17 protein-coding genes and 1 pseudogene are annotated in these 18,807 nt (G+C 73.4%); 12 read left to right on the top strand and 6 right to left on the bottom strand.

Annotated elements, in window-relative coordinates:
• Positions 1-92: 92 nt before the first annotated feature.
• On the bottom strand, positions 93-2,513 hold the full coding sequence (locus ACIQKA_RS12450; RefSeq protein ID WP_402540853.1) for a Tex family protein: 2,421 nt from the start codon (positions 2,511-2,513) through the stop codon (positions 93-95).
• A gap of 116 nt (positions 2,514-2,629) precedes the next feature.
• The gene (locus ACIQKA_RS12445; protein ID WP_383151415.1) at positions 2,630-3,496 is read right to left on the bottom strand and encodes an SCO6745 family protein; all 867 of its coding nucleotides are present in this window, start codon (positions 3,494-3,496) and stop codon (positions 2,630-2,632) included.
• Between the two features lie 203 nt (positions 3,497-3,699).
• Here ACIQKA_RS12445 and ACIQKA_RS12440 point away from each other — a divergent pair, with 203 nt between their 5' ends.
• Positions 3,700-4,671: a GlxA family transcriptional regulator gene (locus tag ACIQKA_RS12440; protein ID WP_383151414.1), complete on the top strand. Its 972-nt coding sequence runs from the start codon at positions 3,700-3,702 to the stop codon at positions 4,669-4,671.
• Positions 4,672-4,706: 35 nt separating this feature from the next.
• Positions 4,707-5,357: a DJ-1/PfpI family protein gene (locus tag ACIQKA_RS12435; protein WP_391094115.1), complete on the top strand. Its 651-nt coding sequence runs from the start codon at positions 4,707-4,709 to the stop codon at positions 5,355-5,357.
• Between the two features lie 36 nt (positions 5,358-5,393).
• Here ACIQKA_RS12435 and ACIQKA_RS12430 read toward each other — a convergent pair whose 3' ends face one another.
• Complete coding sequence (locus ACIQKA_RS12430) at positions 5,394-6,137, bottom strand: enoyl-CoA hydratase/isomerase family protein (protein WP_383151412.1); 744 nt, start codon at positions 6,135-6,137, stop codon at positions 5,394-5,396.
• Between the two features lie 41 nt (positions 6,138-6,178).
• On the opposite strand from ACIQKA_RS12430, the pseudogene ACIQKA_RS12425 reads away from it, so the two are divergent.
• Positions 6,179-6,591 (top strand): annotated as a pseudogene (locus tag ACIQKA_RS12425) (hypothetical protein); the annotation flags it as partial.
• Positions 6,592-6,721: 130 nt separating this feature from the next.
• Entirely contained in the window at positions 6,722-7,243 is a 522-nt protein-coding gene (locus ACIQKA_RS12420; RefSeq protein ID WP_383151537.1) for an ATP-binding protein, read from the top strand.
• Here ACIQKA_RS12420 and idi read toward each other — a convergent pair.
• The 3 genes from idi to ACIQKA_RS12405 form a co-directional block, all read right to left on the bottom strand.
• Positions 7,209-7,829, bottom strand: coding sequence for an isopentenyl-diphosphate Delta-isomerase (gene idi / locus ACIQKA_RS12415; protein ID WP_383151411.1), 621 nt, complete (start codon positions 7,827-7,829; stop codon positions 7,209-7,211). The genes ACIQKA_RS12420 and idi overlap by 35 nt on opposite strands.
• Before the next feature lie 152 nt (positions 7,830-7,981).
• Positions 7,982-9,247, bottom strand: a complete 1,266-nt coding sequence (locus ACIQKA_RS12410) for a GNAT family N-acetyltransferase (RefSeq protein ID WP_402540852.1) — start codon at positions 9,245-9,247, stop codon at positions 7,982-7,984.
• 266 nt (positions 9,248-9,513) lie between these two features.
• A complete protein-coding gene (locus ACIQKA_RS12405; protein ID WP_383431323.1) occupies positions 9,514-10,455 on the bottom strand; it encodes a cation diffusion facilitator family transporter in 942 nt (313 codons plus the stop codon).
• A 414-nt stretch (positions 10,456-10,869) separates the two neighbouring features.
• On the opposite strand from ACIQKA_RS12405, the gene ACIQKA_RS12400 reads away from it, so the two are divergent.
• From ACIQKA_RS12400 to ACIQKA_RS12365, 8 genes are all read left to right on the top strand, one after another.
• Positions 10,870-12,678 (top strand): DUF5941 domain-containing protein, encoded by a 1,809-nt coding sequence (locus ACIQKA_RS12400; RefSeq protein ID WP_402540967.1) that lies wholly within the window; start codon positions 10,870-10,872, stop codon positions 12,676-12,678.
• Positions 12,675-13,412, top strand: coding sequence for a sugar phosphate nucleotidyltransferase (locus ACIQKA_RS12395; RefSeq protein WP_383151408.1), 738 nt, complete (start codon positions 12,675-12,677; stop codon positions 13,410-13,412). The genes ACIQKA_RS12400 and ACIQKA_RS12395 overlap by 4 nt, the downstream gene beginning before the upstream one ends.
• Positions 13,400-14,461 carry an iron-containing alcohol dehydrogenase family protein gene (locus ACIQKA_RS12390; protein ID WP_121829578.1) on the top strand — a complete coding sequence of 354 codons (1,062 nt, stop codon included), beginning with the start codon at positions 13,400-13,402 and terminating at the stop codon, positions 14,459-14,461. The genes ACIQKA_RS12395 and ACIQKA_RS12390 overlap by 13 nt, the downstream gene beginning before the upstream one ends.
• Positions 14,439-15,218, top strand: a complete 780-nt coding sequence (locus tag ACIQKA_RS12385; RefSeq protein WP_383151407.1) for a CDP-alcohol phosphatidyltransferase family protein — start codon at positions 14,439-14,441, stop codon at positions 15,216-15,218. Before ACIQKA_RS12390 ends, ACIQKA_RS12385 begins: the two co-directional genes overlap by 23 nt.
• 47 nt (positions 15,219-15,265) lie before the next feature.
• The gene (locus tag ACIQKA_RS12380) at positions 15,266-16,111 is read left to right on the top strand and encodes a glycosyltransferase (protein ID WP_391094239.1); all 846 of its coding nucleotides are present in this window, start codon (positions 15,266-15,268) and stop codon (positions 16,109-16,111) included.
• Positions 16,112-16,161: 50 nt separating this feature from the next.
• Entirely contained in the window at positions 16,162-17,091 is a 930-nt protein-coding gene (locus tag ACIQKA_RS12375; RefSeq protein WP_383431325.1) for an ABC transporter permease, read from the top strand.
• The gene (locus ACIQKA_RS12370) at positions 17,084-17,869 is read left to right on the top strand and encodes an ABC transporter ATP-binding protein (protein WP_383151405.1); all 786 of its coding nucleotides are present in this window, start codon (positions 17,084-17,086) and stop codon (positions 17,867-17,869) included. Before ACIQKA_RS12375 ends, ACIQKA_RS12370 begins: the two co-directional genes overlap by 8 nt.
• A 121-nt stretch (positions 17,870-17,990) precedes the next feature.
• The gene (locus ACIQKA_RS12365) at positions 17,991-18,635 is read left to right on the top strand and encodes a TetR/AcrR family transcriptional regulator (RefSeq protein ID WP_383151403.1); all 645 of its coding nucleotides are present in this window, start codon (positions 17,991-17,993) and stop codon (positions 18,633-18,635) included.
• The last annotated feature ends 172 nt before the right edge of the window (positions 18,636-18,807 follow it).

Raw genomic sequence — 18,807 nt, 5'->3', positions numbered from 1 at the left:
ACGACGTGACACCGTGACGATGTGACGACGCGACGACATGACGCCGCACGTACGGGAAGGGACCGCGGCCCCTTCCCGTACGGACACCGGCACTACCGGCGCTTGCCGCCGCCCTCGCCCAGCAGGCCCGCCTTGCGGAGCGCGTCGGCCATCGCGCTGTTCGCGGGAGCGGGGGCCGCGCCGCGGTCCCGGCCGCCGCCGCCCCGGCCGCCCTGGTCGCCGCGCTCGGCCCGGCGGCCACCGCCACCGCCGCCACCGCCCTGCCGCTGCTGCGGCGGCCGGCCGGAGCGCTCGCCGCGCTCGCCCCGACCGCGTCCGCCCGTGCCGCCCGCCGCGTCCGCGCCCGGCTCGTCGTCGAGGCGCAGCGTCAGCGAGATCCGCTTGCGCGGGACGTCCACGTCCAGGACCTTCACCTTGACCACGTCGCCGGGCTTCACCACGTCGCGCGGGTCCTTCACGAAGGTCTTCGACATCGCGGACACGTGCACCAGACCGTCCTGGTGCACGCCGACGTCCACGAACGCCCCGAACGCCGCCACGTTGGTGACCACGCCCTCCAGGACCATCCCGGACGCCAGGTCGCCGATCTTCTCGACGCCCTCCTTGAAGGTGGCCGTCCGGAACGCCGGACGCGGGTCGCGGCCCGGCTTCTCCAGCTCGCGCAGGATGTCCGTCACCGTCGGCAGGCCGAAGACCTCGTCCACGAAGTCGTCCGCCCGCAGCGAGCGCAGCGTGCCCGTGTCGCCGATCAGCGCGGCGACCTCGCCGCCCGTCGTCTTCGCCATCCGGCGCACCACCGGGTACGCCTCCGGGTGCACGGAGGAGGCGTCGAGCGGGTCGTCGCCGCCCCGGATGCGCAGGAAGCCCGCGCACTGCTCGTACGCCTTCGGGCCCAGCCGCGCCACGTCCTTGAGCGCCCGGCGGGAGCGGAAGGGGCCGTTGGCGTCCCGGTGCGCGACGATGTTCTCCGCGAGGCCGGAACTGATGCCGGAGACGCGCGAGAGGAGCGGCGCGGAGGCGGTGTTGACGTCCACGCCGACACCGTTCACACAGTCCTCGACCACCGCGTCGAGCGAGCGCGAGAGCTTCACCTCGGCCAGGTCGTGCTGGTACTGGCCGACACCGATCGACTTCGGGTCGATCTTCACCAGCTCCGCCAGCGGGTCCTGGAGCCGCCGGGCGATGGAGACGGCGCCGCGCAACGACACGTCCAGGTCCGGGAGTTCCTGCGAGGCGAACGCGGAGGCCGAGTAGACCGAGGCGCCGGCCTCCGAGACCATCACCTTGGTCAGCTTCAACTCCGGGTGCTTCTCGATGAGTTCGGTCGCCAGCTTGTCGGTCTCGCGGGAGGCCGTGCCGTTGCCGATCGCGACCAGCTCGACCGCGTGCTCCTTCGCGAGCCGCGCGAGCTTCTCGAGCGCCTGGTCCCACCTGTTGGCGGGGACGTGCGGGTGGATCACGTCGGTGGCCACGACCTTGCCGGTCGCGTCGACCACGGCGACCTTCACGCCCGTACGGAAACCGGGGTCGAGGCCGAGGGTCGCCCGGGTGCCGGCCGGCGCGGCGAGCAGCAGGTCGCGCAGGTTCGCCGCGAAGACCCGTACCGCCTCGTCCTCGGCCGCCGTCCGCAGCCGCAGCCGCAGGTCGATCCCGAGGTGGACCAGGATCCGGGTCCGCCAGGCCCAGCGGACCGTGTCCCGGAGCCACTTGTCCCCGGGGCGCCCCCGGTCGGCGACGCCGAAGCGGTGCGCGACGATCCCCTCGTACGAGGAGGGGCCCTCGACGGGCTCCTCCGGCTCCAGTTCCAGGGCGAGCACGTCCTCCTTCTCGCCGCGCAGCATGGCGAGCACCCGGTGCGAGGGCAGCGCCGTGAACGGCTCCGCGAAGTCGAAGTAGTCGGCGAACTTCGCCCCCGCATCCTCCTTGCCGTCGCGGACCTTGGCGACCAGCCGCCCCCGGCCCCACATGCGTTCGCGCAGCTCGCCGATGAGGTCGGCGTCCTCGGAGAACTTCTCCGCGAGGATCGCCCGCGCGCCCTCCAGGGCCGCCGCCGCGTCCGCGACGCCCTTCTCCGCGTCCACGAAGGCCGCGGCGGCGGCCGACGGCTCCACGGACGGGTCGGACAGCAGCCCCTCCGCCAGCGGCTCCAGACCGGCCTCGCGGGCGATCTGCGCCTTGGTCCGGCGCTTCGGCTTGAAGGGCAGGTAGATGTCCTCCAGGCGCGCCTTGGTGTCGGCGGCCAGGATCCGGGCCTCCAGCTCCGGAGTCAGCTTGCCCTGCTCGCGGACCGAGTCGAGGACCGCCGACCGGCGGTCCTCCAGTTCGCGCAGGTAGCGCAGCCGCTCCTCCAGGGTGCGCAGCTGCGCGTCGTCGAGCATCTCGGTCGCTTCCTTGCGGTAGCGCGCGATGAACGGCACGGTCGAACCGCCGTCGAGGAGCTCGACGGCTGCCCTCACCTGTCGCTCGCGTACGCCGAGCTCCTCGGCGATCCTTGCTTCGATGGACGTCGTCACGGTGTCCCGACTCGCCTTCTCGTGCCTCAAGCTTGCGACTGCATTGTGCCGGGTCGGTCACCCGTACGCGGCAACCGACCCGTCCCGCGCGTCCCGCGCCGAGCCGGGAGCGGCGCTCAGGCCTTGCCGACGAGGTCCGCGGGGAAGGCGCCCGCGGCGGCGGCCGTGAAGAGGAAGCCGCGCCCCAGCTCGGTGAGGCGCTCGACGCCGGCCGCGCCGAGGTGCTCGTACGGGGCGGAGTCCAGCCGGTCGGTGTGCTCCTCCAGGTCGGCGCGCAGGGTCGTCCCGGCCTCGGTCAGCTCGCCGTCGGCGCCGATCAGGCCCCGGTCGCGCAGCCGCTGCACCGCCGCCTCCCAGTCGACGCGCCGCCAGCCCCGGGAGCCGAGGGCCCAGCGCGGGGCCATGCCCTTGCCGGTGGCGGTGTGCGAGGCGAGGGCCTCGACCGGGTCGAGCCCGGCGGAGAGCAGGGCCGCGAGGTGCCCGTCGCCCCGGTGCTCGCGCAGCAGGGTGGCGGCGTGCCAGTAGGCGAGGTGGGGCTCCTCGGGGACCGGCAGGTCGGCGTTGGCCGAGTACAGGGGCCGGGCGTGCCGCGTGCAGGCCTCGGAGGCGCGCAGCGCGAGCTCCGCCGCCTCGGCCATCTCCGGGGAGGCGACGACGTCCTCGCCGAGCAGCCGGCGCAGGGTCGTGTCGGCGGTACGCAGCCGCGCGGCCAGGACCTCTGCGGGGGAGGCGGTCTCCCACACGGCGGGCAGGTGCAGGGAGAGCAGCTCGTGGTTGTAGTTGTAGAAGGTCGCGGCGACCGTGCCCGCGCCCACGGCGCCGAGCGGGGCGCTCCGGGCGGCGAGCCGCATCGCGCTCTGGTCGGTGAGGCCGAGGGCGGAGAACTCGCGGTCCAGGTCCGGCGAGAAGTACAGCGAGGAGTGCAGCGGGTTCAGGGCGTTGTGGCAGCGGCGTCCGGCGCGCGGCGGCAGGGCATTCGTCATGCCCCGAACGTTACCGACTGGTCGGTACGACGGAAACAGGCGCACCTCGTGGAAACCGGACCCGGCTCCCACGGGAATCCCCCGTGGACGCGGGCCGCCCCCTTCTCCCCGTACGGGAGGACGCCCCACACGGGCGGGCGGTGGCAGGAAAGGTGGGTTCCTCGTCGTTGTGGACGCGGCCCGCCCCGGCCGAGGATGGGGACATGCCGCAGCGTCCCGTCCTCGTCGTCCTCTTCGACGGAGTCCTGAGCCTCGACGTCTCCGGACCCGTCGAGGTGTTCGCCGGTGCCGGCCGGGCCACCGGGAACCCGTCCGCCTACCCGATCCGCACCGCCTCTCCGGACGGCGGCCCGGTCCGTACGCAGAGCGGGCTGCGCCTGCTGCCCGACACCACGCTCGCGGACGCCGTCGCCGACGGCCCTCCGCACACCCTGGTCGTCCCCGGCGGCGAGGGCACCCGGACGCCCGATCCGGCGCTGATCGACTGGCTGCGGACGCACGGCCCGCGCGCCCGGCGCCTGGTCTCGGTCTGCACCGGGGCGCTGCTCCTGGCCGAGGCCGGGCTCCTCGACGGACGCCGGGCGACCACCCACTGGAGCGCCTGCGACCACCTCGCCCGGTGCCACCCCGGGGTCGACGTGGACCCCGACCCGATCTTCGTACGGGACGGGCACGTCGCCACCTCGGCCGGGGTCACCGCGGGGATCGACCTGGCGCTCGCCCTGGTCGAGGAGGACCTCGGCCGGGACGCAGCCCTCACCGTCGCCCGGCACCTGGTCGTCTTCCTGCGCCGCCCCGGCAACCAGGCCCAGTTCAGCGTCCAGCTCTCCGCCCAGACCGCCCGCCGGGAGCCGCTGCGCGACCTCCAGCACTGGATCACCGAGCACCCGGACGCGGACCTCTCCGTGGAGGCGCTCGCCGCCCGCGTCCGGCTCTCGCCCCGCCACTTCGCCCGCGCCTTCCACGCGGAGACCGGCACGCCCCCCGGCCGCTACGTCGACCGGGTCCGGCTCGAACACGCCCGCCGGCTCCTGGAGGACACCTCGCGCGGCGTCGGGGAGGTCGCCCGCGCCTCGGGCTACGGGACGCCGGAGGCGATGCGCCGCGCCTTCCTCAAGGCCCTGGCCACCGTCCCGGCGGAGTACCGCCGCCGCTTCCACTCCCCGGCCCGCTGAACCCGCACGTCCACCACCCACCGAGAGGAACCACCGTGCAGATCGCCGTCCTGCTCTACGACCGCTTCACCGCCCTCGACGCCGTCGGACCGTACGAGCTGCTCGCCCGCCTCCCCGGAGCCGAGACCGTCTTCGTGGCCAGGGAGAGGGGGCCGGTCCGCAACGACCAGGACAGCCTCGCCCTCGTCGCGGACCTGGCCCTCGCCGAGGTGCCGGCCCCGGACATCGTCCTCGTGCCCGGCGGCCCCGACGCCCGGGTGGCCATGGACGACCCGGAGATCCTCGACTGGCTCCGCGCCGCCGACGCCACCAGCACCTGGACCACCTCCGTGTGCACCGGCTCGCTGGTCCTCGCCGCCGCGGGCCTGCTCGGCGGGCGCCGGGCGACCACCCACTGGCTCGCCTTCGACGAGCTGCGGGCCCTCGGCGTCGAGCCCACCGGCGAGCGGGTCGTCTTCGACGGCAAGTACGTCACCTCCGCCGGGGTCTCCTCCGGCATCGACATGGCGCTCCACCTGCTCGGCCGGATCGCCGGTGACGAGACCGCGCAGACGGTCCAGCTCCTCACCGAGTACGACCCCCGGCCGCCCTACGACGCGGGCTCGCCGGAGAAGGCCCCGGCCGAACTCGTCGCGAAGTGGCGCGCGGAGTCGGGGAAGGTCGTCGGGTCGCCCGCCCGGGACTGAGCGCCGGGCCCCGGGCCGGGAGGTCCGCGCGGGGGCTCAGATCCCGTACGTGAAGCGGGGCGGGCGGCGCTCCAGGAAGGCGGCGACGCCCTCCGCGGTGTCGCCGCTGCCGCGCGCCTGCTCCGCCCAGTGGGCGTCCCGGTCCGTGCGCCCGTCGGCGAACTCCTTCGCCGCCGCCTGGGTGAGCAGCGAGCGGGAGACGAGCACCCGGCTGAACTCCTCCACCCGCTTGTCCAGTTCGCCCACCGGGTGGAGCTCGTCCACCAGCCCGGTCCGCAGCGCCCGTTCCGCGTCGATCAGCTCGCCGGAGAACAGCAGGTACTTGGCGGCCGAGGGGCCCACGAGGGCGGTGAGGCGGCGGGTCGAGGAGGACGGGTAGACGATGCCGAGCTTCGCCGGGGTGACCCCGAAGCGGGCGCCCTCCTCGGCGAACCGCAGGTCGCAGGCGGCGGCGAGCTGACTGCCGCCCCCGACGCAGAAGCCCCGGACGGCCGCCAGGGTCGGCTTGGGGAAGGCCGCGAGGGCCTCCTCCGCCCGTACCGCCAGGCTCTGCTGCTCGTCCCCGGGCTCCCGCAGCGCCGCGATGTCGGCCCCGGCGCAGAAGGTGTCGCCCTCGCCGGTCAGCACCAGCACCCGGACCGCCGGGTCGGCGGCGAGCCGCTCCAGGACGCCCGGCAGGGAGCGCCACATGCCGGCGCTCATCGCGTTGCGCTTGGCGGGGTTGGCCATGACGACGGTGGCGACCCCGTCCGTGACGCTGTCCTTCAGCTGCGGCTCCATGGGCCGGATGCTATCCGGCGCACCCGAACGTACGATCAGAGAACCCCGAGGGCTCGGCGGAGGCGCTGACGACGTTCGCGGCCCCGCTCTTCCTGACCGGCGGGCTGTTCCGGCTCGTCGGCAGCGTGGCGGTGCGCGGCCCGCAGGTCGGCTGGACCCTCTTCCAGGGGCCTTCGGCCTGCTGCTCGGTCTGCTCGTCCTGTTCGACCGGCCGCACAGCAGCCGGTACGTCCTCGGGGCCTTCTTCTCGCTCGCGCTGCTCTTCGACGGGCCCGGTCCGATCGCGATCGGGGTCGGGGGCCGGCGGATCGTCAGCATGGTGACCCCGCCGGAGCCGGGTTCGGCCCCGGCCGCGAAGTCCCCTCCGGAGACCGGTCCGGAGCCTTCCCGGAGGCCTTCTGCGAAGCCCTTTCCGGAGTCCTCAGAAAGCGTGCGCGATCAGTCGAACAACTGACATCGGCATACTCACCCGATCAGAAGGCGGCCGATAAGTGTCGACTTCTGGTCAGTAGGCCGGTCCGCCCCCGCGCATTGCCAAGACTCGATCCGTGGCGAGAATCGAGCACGAGGGTGGAAACCGGACGGTGGAGCCCCGCGAAGGCGGCCCCACCCGGCACCCGTCCTACGAAGGAGTCTGGCGCTTCACCGCTGCCGCGGTCGACGTCTCCGTCCCGCAGGCCCGGCACGCCGTGCGCGACCTGCTGGTCCGCCAGGGCGTCCCCCTCCACGACGAGATCATGGACGGCCTGCTGCTGATCGTCTCCGAGCTGGTCACCAACGCCGTGCGGCACGCGGCGCTGCTGTCCCCGGAGATAGCGGTCGAGGTGGCGATCGGCCCCGAGTGGATCCGGGTGTCCGTCGAGGACAACCACCCCTACCGGCCCAAGGCCCTGGAGGCCGACTGGGGTCAGACCGGCGGCCGGGGCCTGCTCCTGGTCCGCGAGATCGCCCAGGAGGCCGGCGGCGCCTGCGACGTCGAGCACACCGCGAGCGGCGGGAAGACCATCTGGGCGGCGCTGCCCCTGGCCCCGAAGGCGCCGGGGCCTGGAGCGGCGCCGCAGGGGCCGGTGGTCACCAGCCCCCGGACGGACCCGTCAGCTCCCTGACGGCCGGACGCGCCGCGTCGAGCACCGTCATGAACCAGGCGGAGAACGGCGCGGCGGCGTGCCGCTCGGACAGCTCGGCGGGGGTCACGAAGACGGTGTCGTCGATCTCCTCCGGGTCCGGGCGCGGCTCGGCCTGCACCAGGCCGACGAAGAGGTGGTTGAACTCCTGCTCCACCAGGCCCGAGGCCGGGTCCGGGTGGTTGTAGCGGACCGTGCCGGCCTCCGCGAGCAGCGAGGGCGAGACGCCCAGCTCCTCGAAGGTGCGCCGGGCCGCCGCCGCGAAGGGGGCCTCGCCCGGGTAGGGGTGGCCGCAGCAGGTGTTCGACCAGACGCCGGGCGAGTGGTACTTGCCGAGCGCCCGCCGCTGGAGGAGCAGCCGGCCCGACTCGTCGAAGAGGAAGACGGAGAAGGCGCGGTGCAGCTGCCCCGGCGCCCGGTGGGCGGCGAGCTTCTCCGCCGTGCCGATGGTCCTGCCGTCCTCGTCGACCAGTTCGAGCATGATCGGCGCCGGGTCTCCGGACGGCTGGACACCGTTCGACGTGATCTCCGGGGAGATCTGAGCCGCGGTGACTGGTGTGGTCGGCATACCCATCCTTCGCTTCGGTCCTCGGCCCGGTGGGGCCCCCTCAGTCTGCCGTACAAAAGCGGCTTGTCCGTACTTCGGAGGCCGGACGCGGCCGCTCCCACCGCTCCGGAGCACGACCGGGGCGGCGGGAGCGGGAGGGGTCCGAGGGCGCACTACACCCCGAAAGGCGCGGGATAGCGCAGCGGACCCGGGGGAACGGGCGCGGAGTCGTCCAGGACGAGCGCCATCATCGCCTCGTCCGGGACCTCGAAACCTGGCCTGATTCCATGCGCGGACGCCCGTTCGAACCCGAACCTGGGGTAGTACTCCGGGTGCCCCAGGACGAGGACCAGGGTCTCGCCGCGCAGCCGGGCCGCGTCGAGGACCGCCCGGACGACGGCCTGCCCGGCCCCCGTCCGCTGGTGCTCGGGCGCGACCGCCACCGGGGCGAGCGCCGCCGCCGGAGCGCCGCCCACCCGGCAGCGGGTGATCAGGGCGTGCGCCGCGACCGTGCCGTCCGGGGCCTCGGCCACGTACGACAGGCCCGGCAGCCAGGCGTCGGCGTCCGCCCGGAGCGCGTCGACCAGATCGGCCTCCGCCGCCGACCCGAAGGCCGCATCCTCGACCCGGCGGACCTCCGGCTCCTCGCCGGCGGCCTCCGGCCGGGTGCGCCAGCGCGGATCGGCGGGCCGGAGGACGAAACCGGCGTAGCCGTAGTCGGAGCCGTGCTCGCGGCGCAGCGCGATCTCGGCGCGGGCCCCGGCGACCGCCTCGGCCATGCCGGGCACGGAGGTGTCGGCCGCCCCGGCGCGCGCGGCCAGCGGACCGTAGTACTCGTCCCAGTCGCCCTCCGGCTGGGTGAGGGACGCCAGGACGTGGTAGCCGGCCGCGACCGCGGCCGCCGCGTTCCCGGTGACCGTGCGGAGCGGGTAGTGCTCCTCCCAGAAGGCGCGGGCCGCCGGGCCCGGCTCCCCGGTGGTCCACACGCACTCGGTGAGCACGAGCGTGCCGCCGGGCGCGAGGAGGCGGCGCCACTCGGCGAGGGCCCGGTCGAAGCCGAGCACGAAGACGGAGCCCTCGGCCCAGACCAGGTCGAAGGAGCCGTCGGGGAACGGCAGGGCGCGCATGTCGGCGCGGAGGGCGCGGACCGAACCGCTGCCGGGATCCGCACCGTCGAGTCCGCGCGCGGCGGCGGACTCGCGCAGCTCGGCGAGGAACGGTTCGTGGGTGTCGACGGCGGTCACCTCGGCGCCCGCCTCGGCGGCCAGGAGCAGCGCGGAGCGGCCCGGGCCGCAGCCCAGGTCGAGCACGCGCGGACGCGCGGGGAGCGGCCCTGCGAGCGCGAGGAGCCGGCGGGTGGTGGTGTCGGAGCCCGGACCCTGTCGCGGCAGGCCGTGGTGCAGGGCGAAGAAGGAGTCGTGCGAAGCGTTGTCGGACAACGTGGGAAACCCTTGGGTGAGAGGGTCCCGGCCGACGACGTGACGTACCGGTGCGAGGACCGGGATCAGGTCAGCCGGAGACCCGGAGGCTGAGGGACGACCGGGTGCTGCCGCGCGGGGCGGCCTCCATCGCGACGGTCATCGACCTCAGCTCCTCTCACCACGTGTTCGTACGAAAAGACTAACAGGAGGTCGGGAGTGCGGAGCCCTCGGGCGTCCGGGCCTCCGCCCACGCGGCCCGTGCCCCGCAGGCGGAAGCCCCGGCCCTACAGGCAGAGCTTCGCCTCGTGCTCCGCGTGGCCGACCGGCTCCAGCTGGAAGGTGCAGTGCTCCACGTCGAAGTGCGAGCCCAGACAGCCCTGGAGCGCGTGCAGCATCTTCTCGTGCCCCACCGAGTCCAGCGCCCCCTGGTCGACGACCACGTGCGCCGAGAGGACCGGCATCCCGGAGGTGATCGTCCAGGCGTGCAGGTCGTGCACGTCCTCGACCCCCGGCAGGGCCAGTATGTGCGCCCGCACCTCCGCCATGTCGACGCCCTTGGGGGCCGCCTCCAGGAGCACGTCCAGGGTCTCGCGCAGCAGCTTGACCGTGCGGGGGACGATCATCAGGCCGATCACCAGCGAGGCGATCGGGTCCGCGTACTGCCAGCCCGTGACCAGGATGATCCCGGCCGCGACGATCACGGTGACCGAGCCCAGGGCGTCCGCGAGCACCTCCAGGTACGCCCCGCGCACGTTGAGGCTCTCCTTCTGGCCCCGCATCAGCAGCGACAGCGAGACCACGTTCGCCACCAGGCCGACCGTCGCGAACGCGATGGCGGGGCCGCCCTTGGTCCCGGCCGGCTCCAGGAACCGCTGGACCGCCTCGAAGAGCACGTAGCCGCCCACGCCGAGCAGCAGCAGGCAGTTCGCGAGCGCCGCCAGGATCTCGGCCCGGGCGTAGCCGAAGGTGCGGTTGCCCGAGGGCGGCCGGTTGGCGAAGTGGATCGCCAGGAGCGCCATCGCGAGGCCGACCGCGTCGGTCGCCATGTGGGCCGCGTCCGCGATCAGTGCGAGCGAGTCCGCGACCACGCCGCCGACGATCTCGACCACCATCACGGAGAGCGTGATGCCGAGCGCGATCCGCAGCCGGTTCCGGTACGCGGCCCCCGCGGTGCCCGTCGGCGGCGGGCCCCCGTGGCCGTGCCCGTGATCGTGTCCAGCCCCCATGGCATGGCCTCCCGGTCGGTGTCGTCCGTATGCCCCGGTGCGCAAGTCAACTACGGGAGGGGGGTATGTGCAACACGGTACTGAACACCGTTGTCATATGCTCTGACCTGCGGTGATGCATTCCGGACGGAGCATGGCGAGAACTGCTCGGAGGCGGCTGAGGGGAGGCCGCCGGGCCGGGATCCGCGGGGCGGGCGGACGGTCGCCCCGCGTGATCCCCGACGGGCGGAACGCACCGGGGCGGACACCGGAGGACCCCGGGGAGTCCTGCCCGCGAAGCCTCGGTGAACTCGTCCTTCTGTTCATCGGATAGCCTCAGCCGACGTGTCGCCGCCCGGTGCCGGGCCGCACCGCCGCGCCCGGGGCCGCCATGGGCCCCGCCGGCCCTCCGCCAGCTCCAAGGAGTGAGTTCGTCTGTCGACCGCCATCCTCACCGGCCCGCCGGCACCCGGATCCTCGCTCGACGGTGATCTGCGGTCGCTCGGCTTCGACGTCCGGATCGCCTCCGGCGCCGAGGAGGCCGGCGCCCTGCTGGCCGACGTCCCGGCGGGCGAGCGCGTCGCGCTCGTCGACCCCCGGTTCGTCGGCCATCCGCACGCGCTGCGCCTCGCCCTCACCGACCCCCGGTTCCCGGCCGCCGCGGTGCCCGGCGCGCTCGCCGCGCAGCGCGAGGCCCGCCCCGCCCTGGCCCGCGCCCTGAGCGGCGCCCCCACGGTCCCCGGGCCCCCCGGAACCCCCGCCGCCGACCTTCCCGGCACCCTCGCCGACGCCCTCGACGCCGACGGCGTCGCCGTGCACCGGCCCCAGCTCGGCACCCTCGTCGCCACCGTGCCCACCGACGCCCAGGCCCGCCACGCGGCGCGCGCCGCCGTCGAGGCCGTCGACGACGAGGCGGTGCGCCTGCGCTCGGCCGTGAAGGCGCACGACGGCTTCTTCACCACCTTCTTCATCAGCCCGTACTCGCGCTACATCGCCCGCTGGTGCGCGCGCCGCGGACTGACCCCCAACCAGGTCACCACCGCCTCGCTGATCACCGCCCTGATCGCGGCCGGCTGCGCGGCGACCGGCGGGCGCGGCGGCTACGTCGCCGCCGGCGTCCTCCTCCTCGTCTCCTTCGTCCTGGACTGCACCGACGGGCAGCTCGCCCGCTACGCGCTGAAGTACTCGACGATGGGCGCCTGGCTCGACGCCACCTTCGACCGCGCCAAGGAGTACGCCTTCTACGCGGGCCTCGCCCTCGGCGCCGCCCGGAACGGCGACGACGTCTGGGCCCTCGCGCTCGGCGCCATGGTCCTCATGACCTGCCGGCACGTCGTGGACTTCTCCTTCAACGAGGCGAACGCCGAGAGCACGGGCGCCGCGGCCAAGACCAGCCTGGCCCTCTCCAGCAGGCTGGACGGCGTCGGATGGACCGTCTGGGCCCGCCGCATGATCATCCTGCCGATCGGCGAGCGCTGGGCGATGATCGCGGTCCTCACCGCCGTCACCACCCCCCGGATCGTCTTCTGGGCCCTGATCGCCGGCTGCGCCTTCGGCGCCTGCTACACCACCGCCGGCCGCGTCCTGCGCTCCCTGACCCGCAAGGGGAGGAGGAGCGACCGGGCCGCCCGGGCACTCGCCGACCTCACGGACTCCGGCCCGCTCGCCCGGTTCGCCGCCCGGCTCTTCCGCCGCTCCGGCGACCGGAGCCTCGGGGTCGTCTTCGCCGCGATCGCGACGGCCGGCCTGCTGTCCGCCGTCCTCACGTGGCCGTTCGGCGACCGCCAGACCGTGATCGCCGCCGTCGGCTACACGATCTTCGCCGGACTCGCCGTCGCCCAGCCCCTCAAGGGCGCCCTCGACTGGCTCATGCCGCCGCTCTTCCGCGCCGCCGAGTACACCACCGTCCTCGTCCTGGCCGCCCGCTCCGACTCCCCGGGGGCCCTCCCGGCGGCGTTCGGGCTGGTCGCGGCGGTCGCCTACCATCACTACGACACGGTGTACCGCATTCGCGGCGGCACCGGCGCGCCGCCCGCCTGGCTGGTGCGCGTCACCGGCGGACACGAGGGGCGCACGCTCCTGGTGACCGTCCTCGCCGCCCTCCTCGCGGGCCGCGGCGACGACTTCACCCTGGCACTGACGGCCCTCGCGGTCGCCGTCGCGCTGGTGGTGCTCGTGGAGTCCATCCGCTTCTGGGTCTCCTCCGGAGCACCCGCCGTTCACGACGAAGGAGAAACAGCATGATCGGTCTCGTACTGGCAGCCGGTGCCGGACGGCGTCTGCGCCCCTACACCGACACCCTTCCGAAGGCCCTCGTGCCGGTCGACGGGGACACCACGATCCTCGACCTGACCCTGAAGAACTTCGCCGAGATCGGCCTCACCGAGGTCGCGATCGTCGTCGGCTACCGCAAGGAGGCCGTCTACGACCGCAAGGAGGCCCTGGAGGCCGCATACGGCCTCAAGATCACCCTCGTCGACAACGACAAGGCCGAGGAGTGGAACAACGCCTACTCCCTGTGGTGCGCCCGTGACGTCCTCAAGCGCGGCGTGATCCTCGCCAACGGCGACACCGTCCACCCCGTCTCCGTCGAGAAGACCCTGCTCGCCGCCCGCGGCGACGGCCGGAGGATCATCCTCGCCCTCGACACGGTGAAGAACCTCGCCGACGAGGAGATGAAGGTCATCACCGCCGAGGGCGAGGGCGTCCGCCGGATCACCAAGCTCATGGACCCCGCCACCGCCACCGGCGAGTACATCGGCGTCACCCTGATCGAGCCCGAGGCCGCCGAGGAGCTCGCCGACGCCCTCAAGGCCACCTTCGAGCGCGACCCCGACCTCTACTACGAGGACGGCTACCAGGAACTGGTCGACCGCGGCTTCACCGTCGACGTGGCCCCCATCGGCGACGTCAAGTGGGTCGAGATCGACAACCACGACGACCTCGCGAAGGGCCGTGGGATCGCGTGCCAGTACTGACCCGGCTGATCCCGTCGCCGGTCGTCGTCGACATCCGCGGGGGGGCGCTGGACGACCTGTCCGCGCTCCTCGCGGACCAGCGGATCTCCAGCAACGGCAAGATCGCCGTCGCCATCAGCGGGGGCTCCGGCCTCAAGCTGCGCGACCGCTTCGCCGCCGAGCTGCCCGGAGCCGACTGGTACCCGGTCTCCGGCGGCACCATCGACGAGGCCGTGAAGCTTGCCGACGCCATGCGCGGCAAGCGGTACGACGCGGTGGTGGCCCTCGGCGGCGGCAAGATCATCGACGTGACCAAGTACGCGGCGGCCCGGGTCGGGCTGCCGCTGGTGGCCATCGCCACCAACCTGTCGCACGACGGGATCTGCTCCCCGATCTCGACCCTGGACAACGACAACGGGCGCGGCTCCTACGGCGTCCCCACCCCGATCGCCCTCGTCATCGACCTGGACGTGATCAGGGACGCCCCGGCCCGCTTCGTCCGCTCCGGCATTGGCGACGCGGTCTCCAACCTCTCCGCCATCGCGGACTGGGAGCTCTCCCACCGCGAGACCGGCGAGAAGGTCGACGGGCTCGCCGCCGCCATGGCCCGCAGCGCGGGCGAGGCGGTGCTCCGCCACCCCGGCGGCATCGGCGACGACGACTTCCTCGTCACCCTCTCCGAGGGTCTGGTGATGTCCGGCATCGCCATGTCGATCAGCGGTGACAGCCGCCCCTCCTCGGGCGCCTGCCACGAGATCAGCCACGCCTTCGACCTGCTCTTCCCGGCCCGCGCGGCCAGCCACGGCGAGCAGTGCGGCCTCGGAGCGGCCTTCGCCATGCACCTGCGCGGCGCCCGCGAGGAGTCCGGTCTGATCGTCGAGACCCTGCGCCGGCACGGCCTGCCCGTCACCCCGGAGGAGATGGGCTTCACCGTGGACGAGTTCGTCCGGGCGGTGTCCTTCGCCCCGCAGACCCGACCGGGCCGCTTCACCATCCTCGAACACCTCGACCTGTCCGACGACGAGATCAGGGACGCGTACGCCGACTATGCACAAGCCATCGGTAGCTGAGCTCCGACCGGTCGTCCACCCCCCGGGCGTGAAGGACCGGCGGAGCGGCGAGCACTGGGGCGGCCGCCTGTACATGCGGGAGATCTCCCTGCGGATCACCCGGCAGCTGGCGAACACCCGGGTCACCCCCAACCAGCTGACCTACCTGATGACCGTCTTCGGCGTGCTCGCCGCCCCGGCGCTCCTCGTGCCGGGCGTCCCGGGCGCCGTCCTCGGCGTGCTCATGGTCCAGCTCTACCTGCTGCTCGACTGCGTCGACGGCGAGCTGGCCCGCTGGAAGAAGCAGTTCTCGCTCGGCGGCGTCTACCTCGACCGGGTCGGCGCCTACCTGTGCGACGCGGCGGTCCTCGTCGGCTTCGGCCTGCGCGCCGCCGACCTGTGGGGCACCGGGCGGATCGACTGGCTGTGGGCCTTCCTGGGCACCCTCGCCGCCCTCGGCGCCATCCTGATCAAGGCCGAGACGGACCTCGTCGGCGTCGCCCGCCACCAGGGCGGCCTCCCGCCGGTCAAGGAGTCCGCGTCCGAGCCGCGCTCCTCCGGCATGGCGCTGGCCCGCCGGGCCGCCGCCGCGCTCAAGTTCCACCGCCTGATCCTGGGGATCGAGGCCTCCCTGCTCATCCTGGTCCTCGCCGTCGCGGACCAGATCAGGGGCGACCTCTTCTTCTCCCGGCTCGGCGTCGCCGTCCTCGCCGGCATCGCCCTGCTCCAGACCCTGCTGCACCTGGTGTCGATCCTGGTCTCCAGCAGGCTGAAGTGAGGCCGGCCGTGAGCACGCCGCTCAGGGTGGGCGCCGTCGTCATCACGATGGGCAACCGCCCCGACGACCTGCGCGCCCTGATCGACTCGGTCGCCGCGCAGGAGGGCGACCCGGTCGAGGTCGTCGTCGTCGGCCAGGGCACCCCGGTCACCGGGGTGCCCGACTGGGTCCGCACCGTCGACCTGCCCGAGAACGTCGGCATCCCCGCCGGCCGGAACGTCGGCATCGAGGCCTTCGGCCCCGGCGGCACCGACGTCGACGTCCTCCTCTTCCTCGACGACGACGGCCTGCTCGCCCACGCCGACACCGCCGAGCTGGTCCGCCAGGCCTTCACCGCCGACCCGCGCCTCGGCATCATCAGCTTCCGCATCGCCGATCCGCAGACCGGCACCACCCAGCGCCGGCACGTGCCGCGGCTGCGCGCCGCAGACCCGATGCGCTCCTCGCGGGTGACCACCTTCCTCGGCGGCGCCAACGCCGTCCGCACCAAGGTCTTCGCCGAAGTGGGCGGGCTGCCGGACGAGTTCTTCTACGCGCACGAGGAGACGGACCTCGCCTGGCGGGCGCTCGACGCCGACTGGATGATCGACTACCGTTCCGACATGGTGCTGCTGCACCCCACGACAGCCCCCTCCCGGCACGCCTCCTACCACTTCAACGTGGCTCGCAACCGAGTGTGGCTGGCCCGTCGCAACCTGCCCGCGCCCCTGGTGCCGGCCTACCTCGGCGTCTGGCTGCTGCTCACTCTGGCCCGACGGCCCTCGCTCTCCGCCCTGAAGGCGTGGTGCGGCGGATTCCGGGCGGGCTGGACCACCCCCTGCGGACCGCGCCGGCCCATGAGGTGGCGTACGGTGTGGCGGCTGACCCGGCTGGGTCGCCCCCCGGTCGTCTGACATCGTGGTACCCGACGTGCCGCGTTTCTTGAACACGAAAGTTTCGACTTGTGAGTGACACACACCAGGGCGGGGCGGTCGCGACGAGCGCGCCCCCGTCCGTCGACGAGGGCCTGGCTCCGGCCGACCTTGCCGCGAAGTACGGCCTCTCGGTCAGCGGCGCCCGGCCCGGGCTGTTCGAGTACGTCCGCGAGCTGTGGAGCCGCCGCCACTTCATCCTGGCCTTCTCCTCCGCCAAGCTGACCGCCCAGTACAGCCAGGCGAAGCTGGGCCAGGTGTGGCAGGTGGCGACGCCGCTCCTGAACGCCCTGGTCTACTACCTGATCTTCGGCCTCATCCTCGGCGCCGGCCGCGGCATGACCAAGGACGTCTACATCCCCTTCCTGGTCACCGGCATCTTCGTGTTCACCTTCACCCAGAGCTCGGTGATGGCCGGCGTCCGGGCGATCTCGGGCAACCTCGGCCTCGTCCGGGCCCTGCACTTCCCGCGCGCCTCGCTGCCCATCTCCTTCTCGCTCCAGCAGCTCCAGCAGCTGCTGTTCTCGATGATCGTCCTCGTGGCGGTCGCCATCGCCTTCGGCAGCTACCCCTCGCTCCGCTGGCTGCTGGTGGTCCCGGCGCTGTTCCTCCAGTTCGTCTTCAACGTCGGCCTGGCGATGATCATGGCCAGGATGGGCTCCAAGACGCCCGACCTCGCCCAGCTCATGCCGTTCGTCATGCGCACCTGGATGTACGCCTCCGGCGTGATGTTCTCCATCCCCGCGATGCTCGCCGACAAGCCCGCCTGGATCGCCGACATCCTCATGTACAACCCGGCGGCGGTCTACATGGACCTGATCCGCTTCTCCCTCATCGAGGGCTACGGCGCGGAGAACCTGCCGGCCCACGTCTGGATGACCGCCCTCGGCTGGGCGCTGGCCTTCGGCATCGGCGGTTTCGTCTACTTCTGGAAGGCCGAGGAGAGGTACGGCCGTGGCTGACACGAACCGGTCCAACGTTCCCACCGTCATCTGCGACGAGGTCCACATCGTCTACCGGGTCAACGCCGGAGGCGGGGGCAAGGGCAGCGCCACGGCGGCGCTCAGCCGGATCGTCGGCCGCGGCGACGCCGAGGTGACCCGGGGCGTCCGCAAGGTCCACGCGGTCCGCGGCGTCACCTTCACCGCCTACCGGGGCGAGGCCATCGGCCTCATCGGCTCCAACGGCTCCGGCAAGTCCACGCTGCTGCGCGCCATCGCCGGCCTGCTCCCCACCGAGAGCGGCAAGGTCTACACCGACGGCCAGCCCTCGCTCCTCGGCGTCAACGCGGCCCTGATGAACGACCTCACCGGCGAGCGCAACGTGATCCTCGGCGGCCTCGCCATGGGCATGAGCCGCGAGGAGGTCCGCTCCCGCTACGAGGGCATCGTCGACTTCTCCGGCATCAACGAGAAGGGCGACTTCATCAGCCTGCCCATGCGCACCTACTCCTCCGGCATGGGCGCCCGGCTCCGCTTCGCCATCGCGGCCGCCAAGAACCACGACGTCCTCCTCATCGACGAGGCCCTCGCCACCGGTGACCGCAAGTTCCAGATCCGCTCCGAGGAGCGCATCCGCGAACTGCGCAAGGAGGCCGGCACGGTCTTCCTGGTGAGCCACAGCAACAAGTCCATCCGGGACACCTGCGACCGGGTGCTCTGGCTGGAGAAGGGCCAGCTCCTGATGGACGGCCCCACGGACGAGGTCCTCAAGGCGTACGAGCGCGAGACCGCCCGCTGAACGCCCCCCCGCCCGAGATTCCCGCCCCCGTCGCAGCTCCCGCGCCGGGGGCGGCGCCGTTTCCGCGCTCCGGGCGCCCGCCCGGAATGTTCATGCGGTCAACATCGGGCAGGATGAGCCCATGGCAGCGATCTCGGGGGGAAAGACCTACCACCACGGCGATCTGCGGAACGCGCTGATCTGCGCGGCCGTCGGCCTCGCCGCCGAGGGCGGACCGGAGCGGGTCGTGCTGCGCGAGGCGGCCCGCCGGGTCGGCGTCTCGCCCACCGCCGCCTACCGGCACTTCGACGGCCGGGGCGAACTCCTCCGCACGGTCAGGGCCCACGCGCAGCGGGTGCTCGCCGACTCCATGGAGAGCGCCGCCGCCGGCGAACCCGGCGCCGACGACCCGGTCCTCGCGGCCGAGCGCCGGCTCGCCGCCCTCTGCCGGGGGTACGTCGGCTTCGCCGTGGAGCACCCGGGGCTCTACCGGGCCGCGTTCTGCCTGCCCCGCCCGGCCGGGGCCGCCCCGGCGCCGGAGCGGCAGCCGCACGAGCCGGAGATCCGGGCTTTCACCCTGCTCGGCGAGGCCCTCGACGCCCTCGCCCGGAGCAACGCCCCGCAGCGGACCGTCCGCCCCGCCGCCGGCGCCGCCGCGTGGTCGGCCGTGCACGGACTGTCACTCCTGCTGCTCGAAGGGCCTCTTCGTCGCCTTCCCGCCCAGCGCAGGAACGCCGTCGTCGAGTCCACCCTCGCCATGGTCGTCACCGGGACACGCGCCCCCTGAAACCCCGTGCGCTCCGAACTCCCTTGATCCACCTGCGGGTTGACGTCCCGAACGGACGAAGTTCCTGGTGCGCGCCACCCCGGAACGGCGACGGTCGTCGTACAACGTAAGCTGGACCGGTCTGTTTCGCGGCAAGTAGGGCGATACCCCACGGCCATCGGGCCCCGGGTGG

This window comes from Streptomyces sp. NPDC092045 (assembly GCF_044756005.1).
Taxonomy (GTDB): domain Bacteria; phylum Actinomycetota; class Actinomycetes; order Streptomycetales; family Streptomycetaceae; genus Streptomyces.
The sequence above is the reverse complement of the archived record's forward strand: the minus strand, read 5'-3'. Positions and strand labels throughout refer to the sequence as shown.

Coding starts and splice junctions, on each gene's coding strand:
- ACIQKA_RS12445 (WP_383151415.1), bottom strand. CDS start 3,496: ATGACGAATGCCCTGCCGCCGCGCGCCGGACGCCGCTGCCACAACGCC.
- ACIQKA_RS12440 (WP_383151414.1), top strand. CDS start 3,700: ATGCCGCAGCGTCCCGTCCTCGTCGTCCTCTTCGACGGAGTCCTGAGC.
- ACIQKA_RS12430 (WP_383151412.1), bottom strand. CDS start 6,137: ATGGAGCCGCAGCTGAAGGACAGCGTCACGGACGGGGTCGCCACCGTC.
- idi (WP_383151411.1), bottom strand. CDS start 7,829: ATGCCGACCACACCAGTCACCGCGGCTCAGATCTCCCCGGAGATCACG.
- ACIQKA_RS12405 (WP_383431323.1), bottom strand. CDS start 10,455: ATGGGGGCTGGACACGATCACGGGCACGGCCACGGGGGCCCGCCGCCG.
- ACIQKA_RS12395 (WP_383151408.1), top strand. CDS start 12,675: ATGATCGGTCTCGTACTGGCAGCCGGTGCCGGACGGCGTCTGCGCCCC.
- ACIQKA_RS12385 (WP_383151407.1), top strand. CDS start 14,439: ATGCACAAGCCATCGGTAGCTGAGCTCCGACCGGTCGTCCACCCCCCG.
- ACIQKA_RS12380 (WP_391094239.1), top strand. CDS start 15,266: ATGGGCAACCGCCCCGACGACCTGCGCGCCCTGATCGACTCGGTCGCC.
- ACIQKA_RS12365 (WP_383151403.1), top strand. CDS start 17,991: ATGGCAGCGATCTCGGGGGGAAAGACCTACCACCACGGCGATCTGCGG.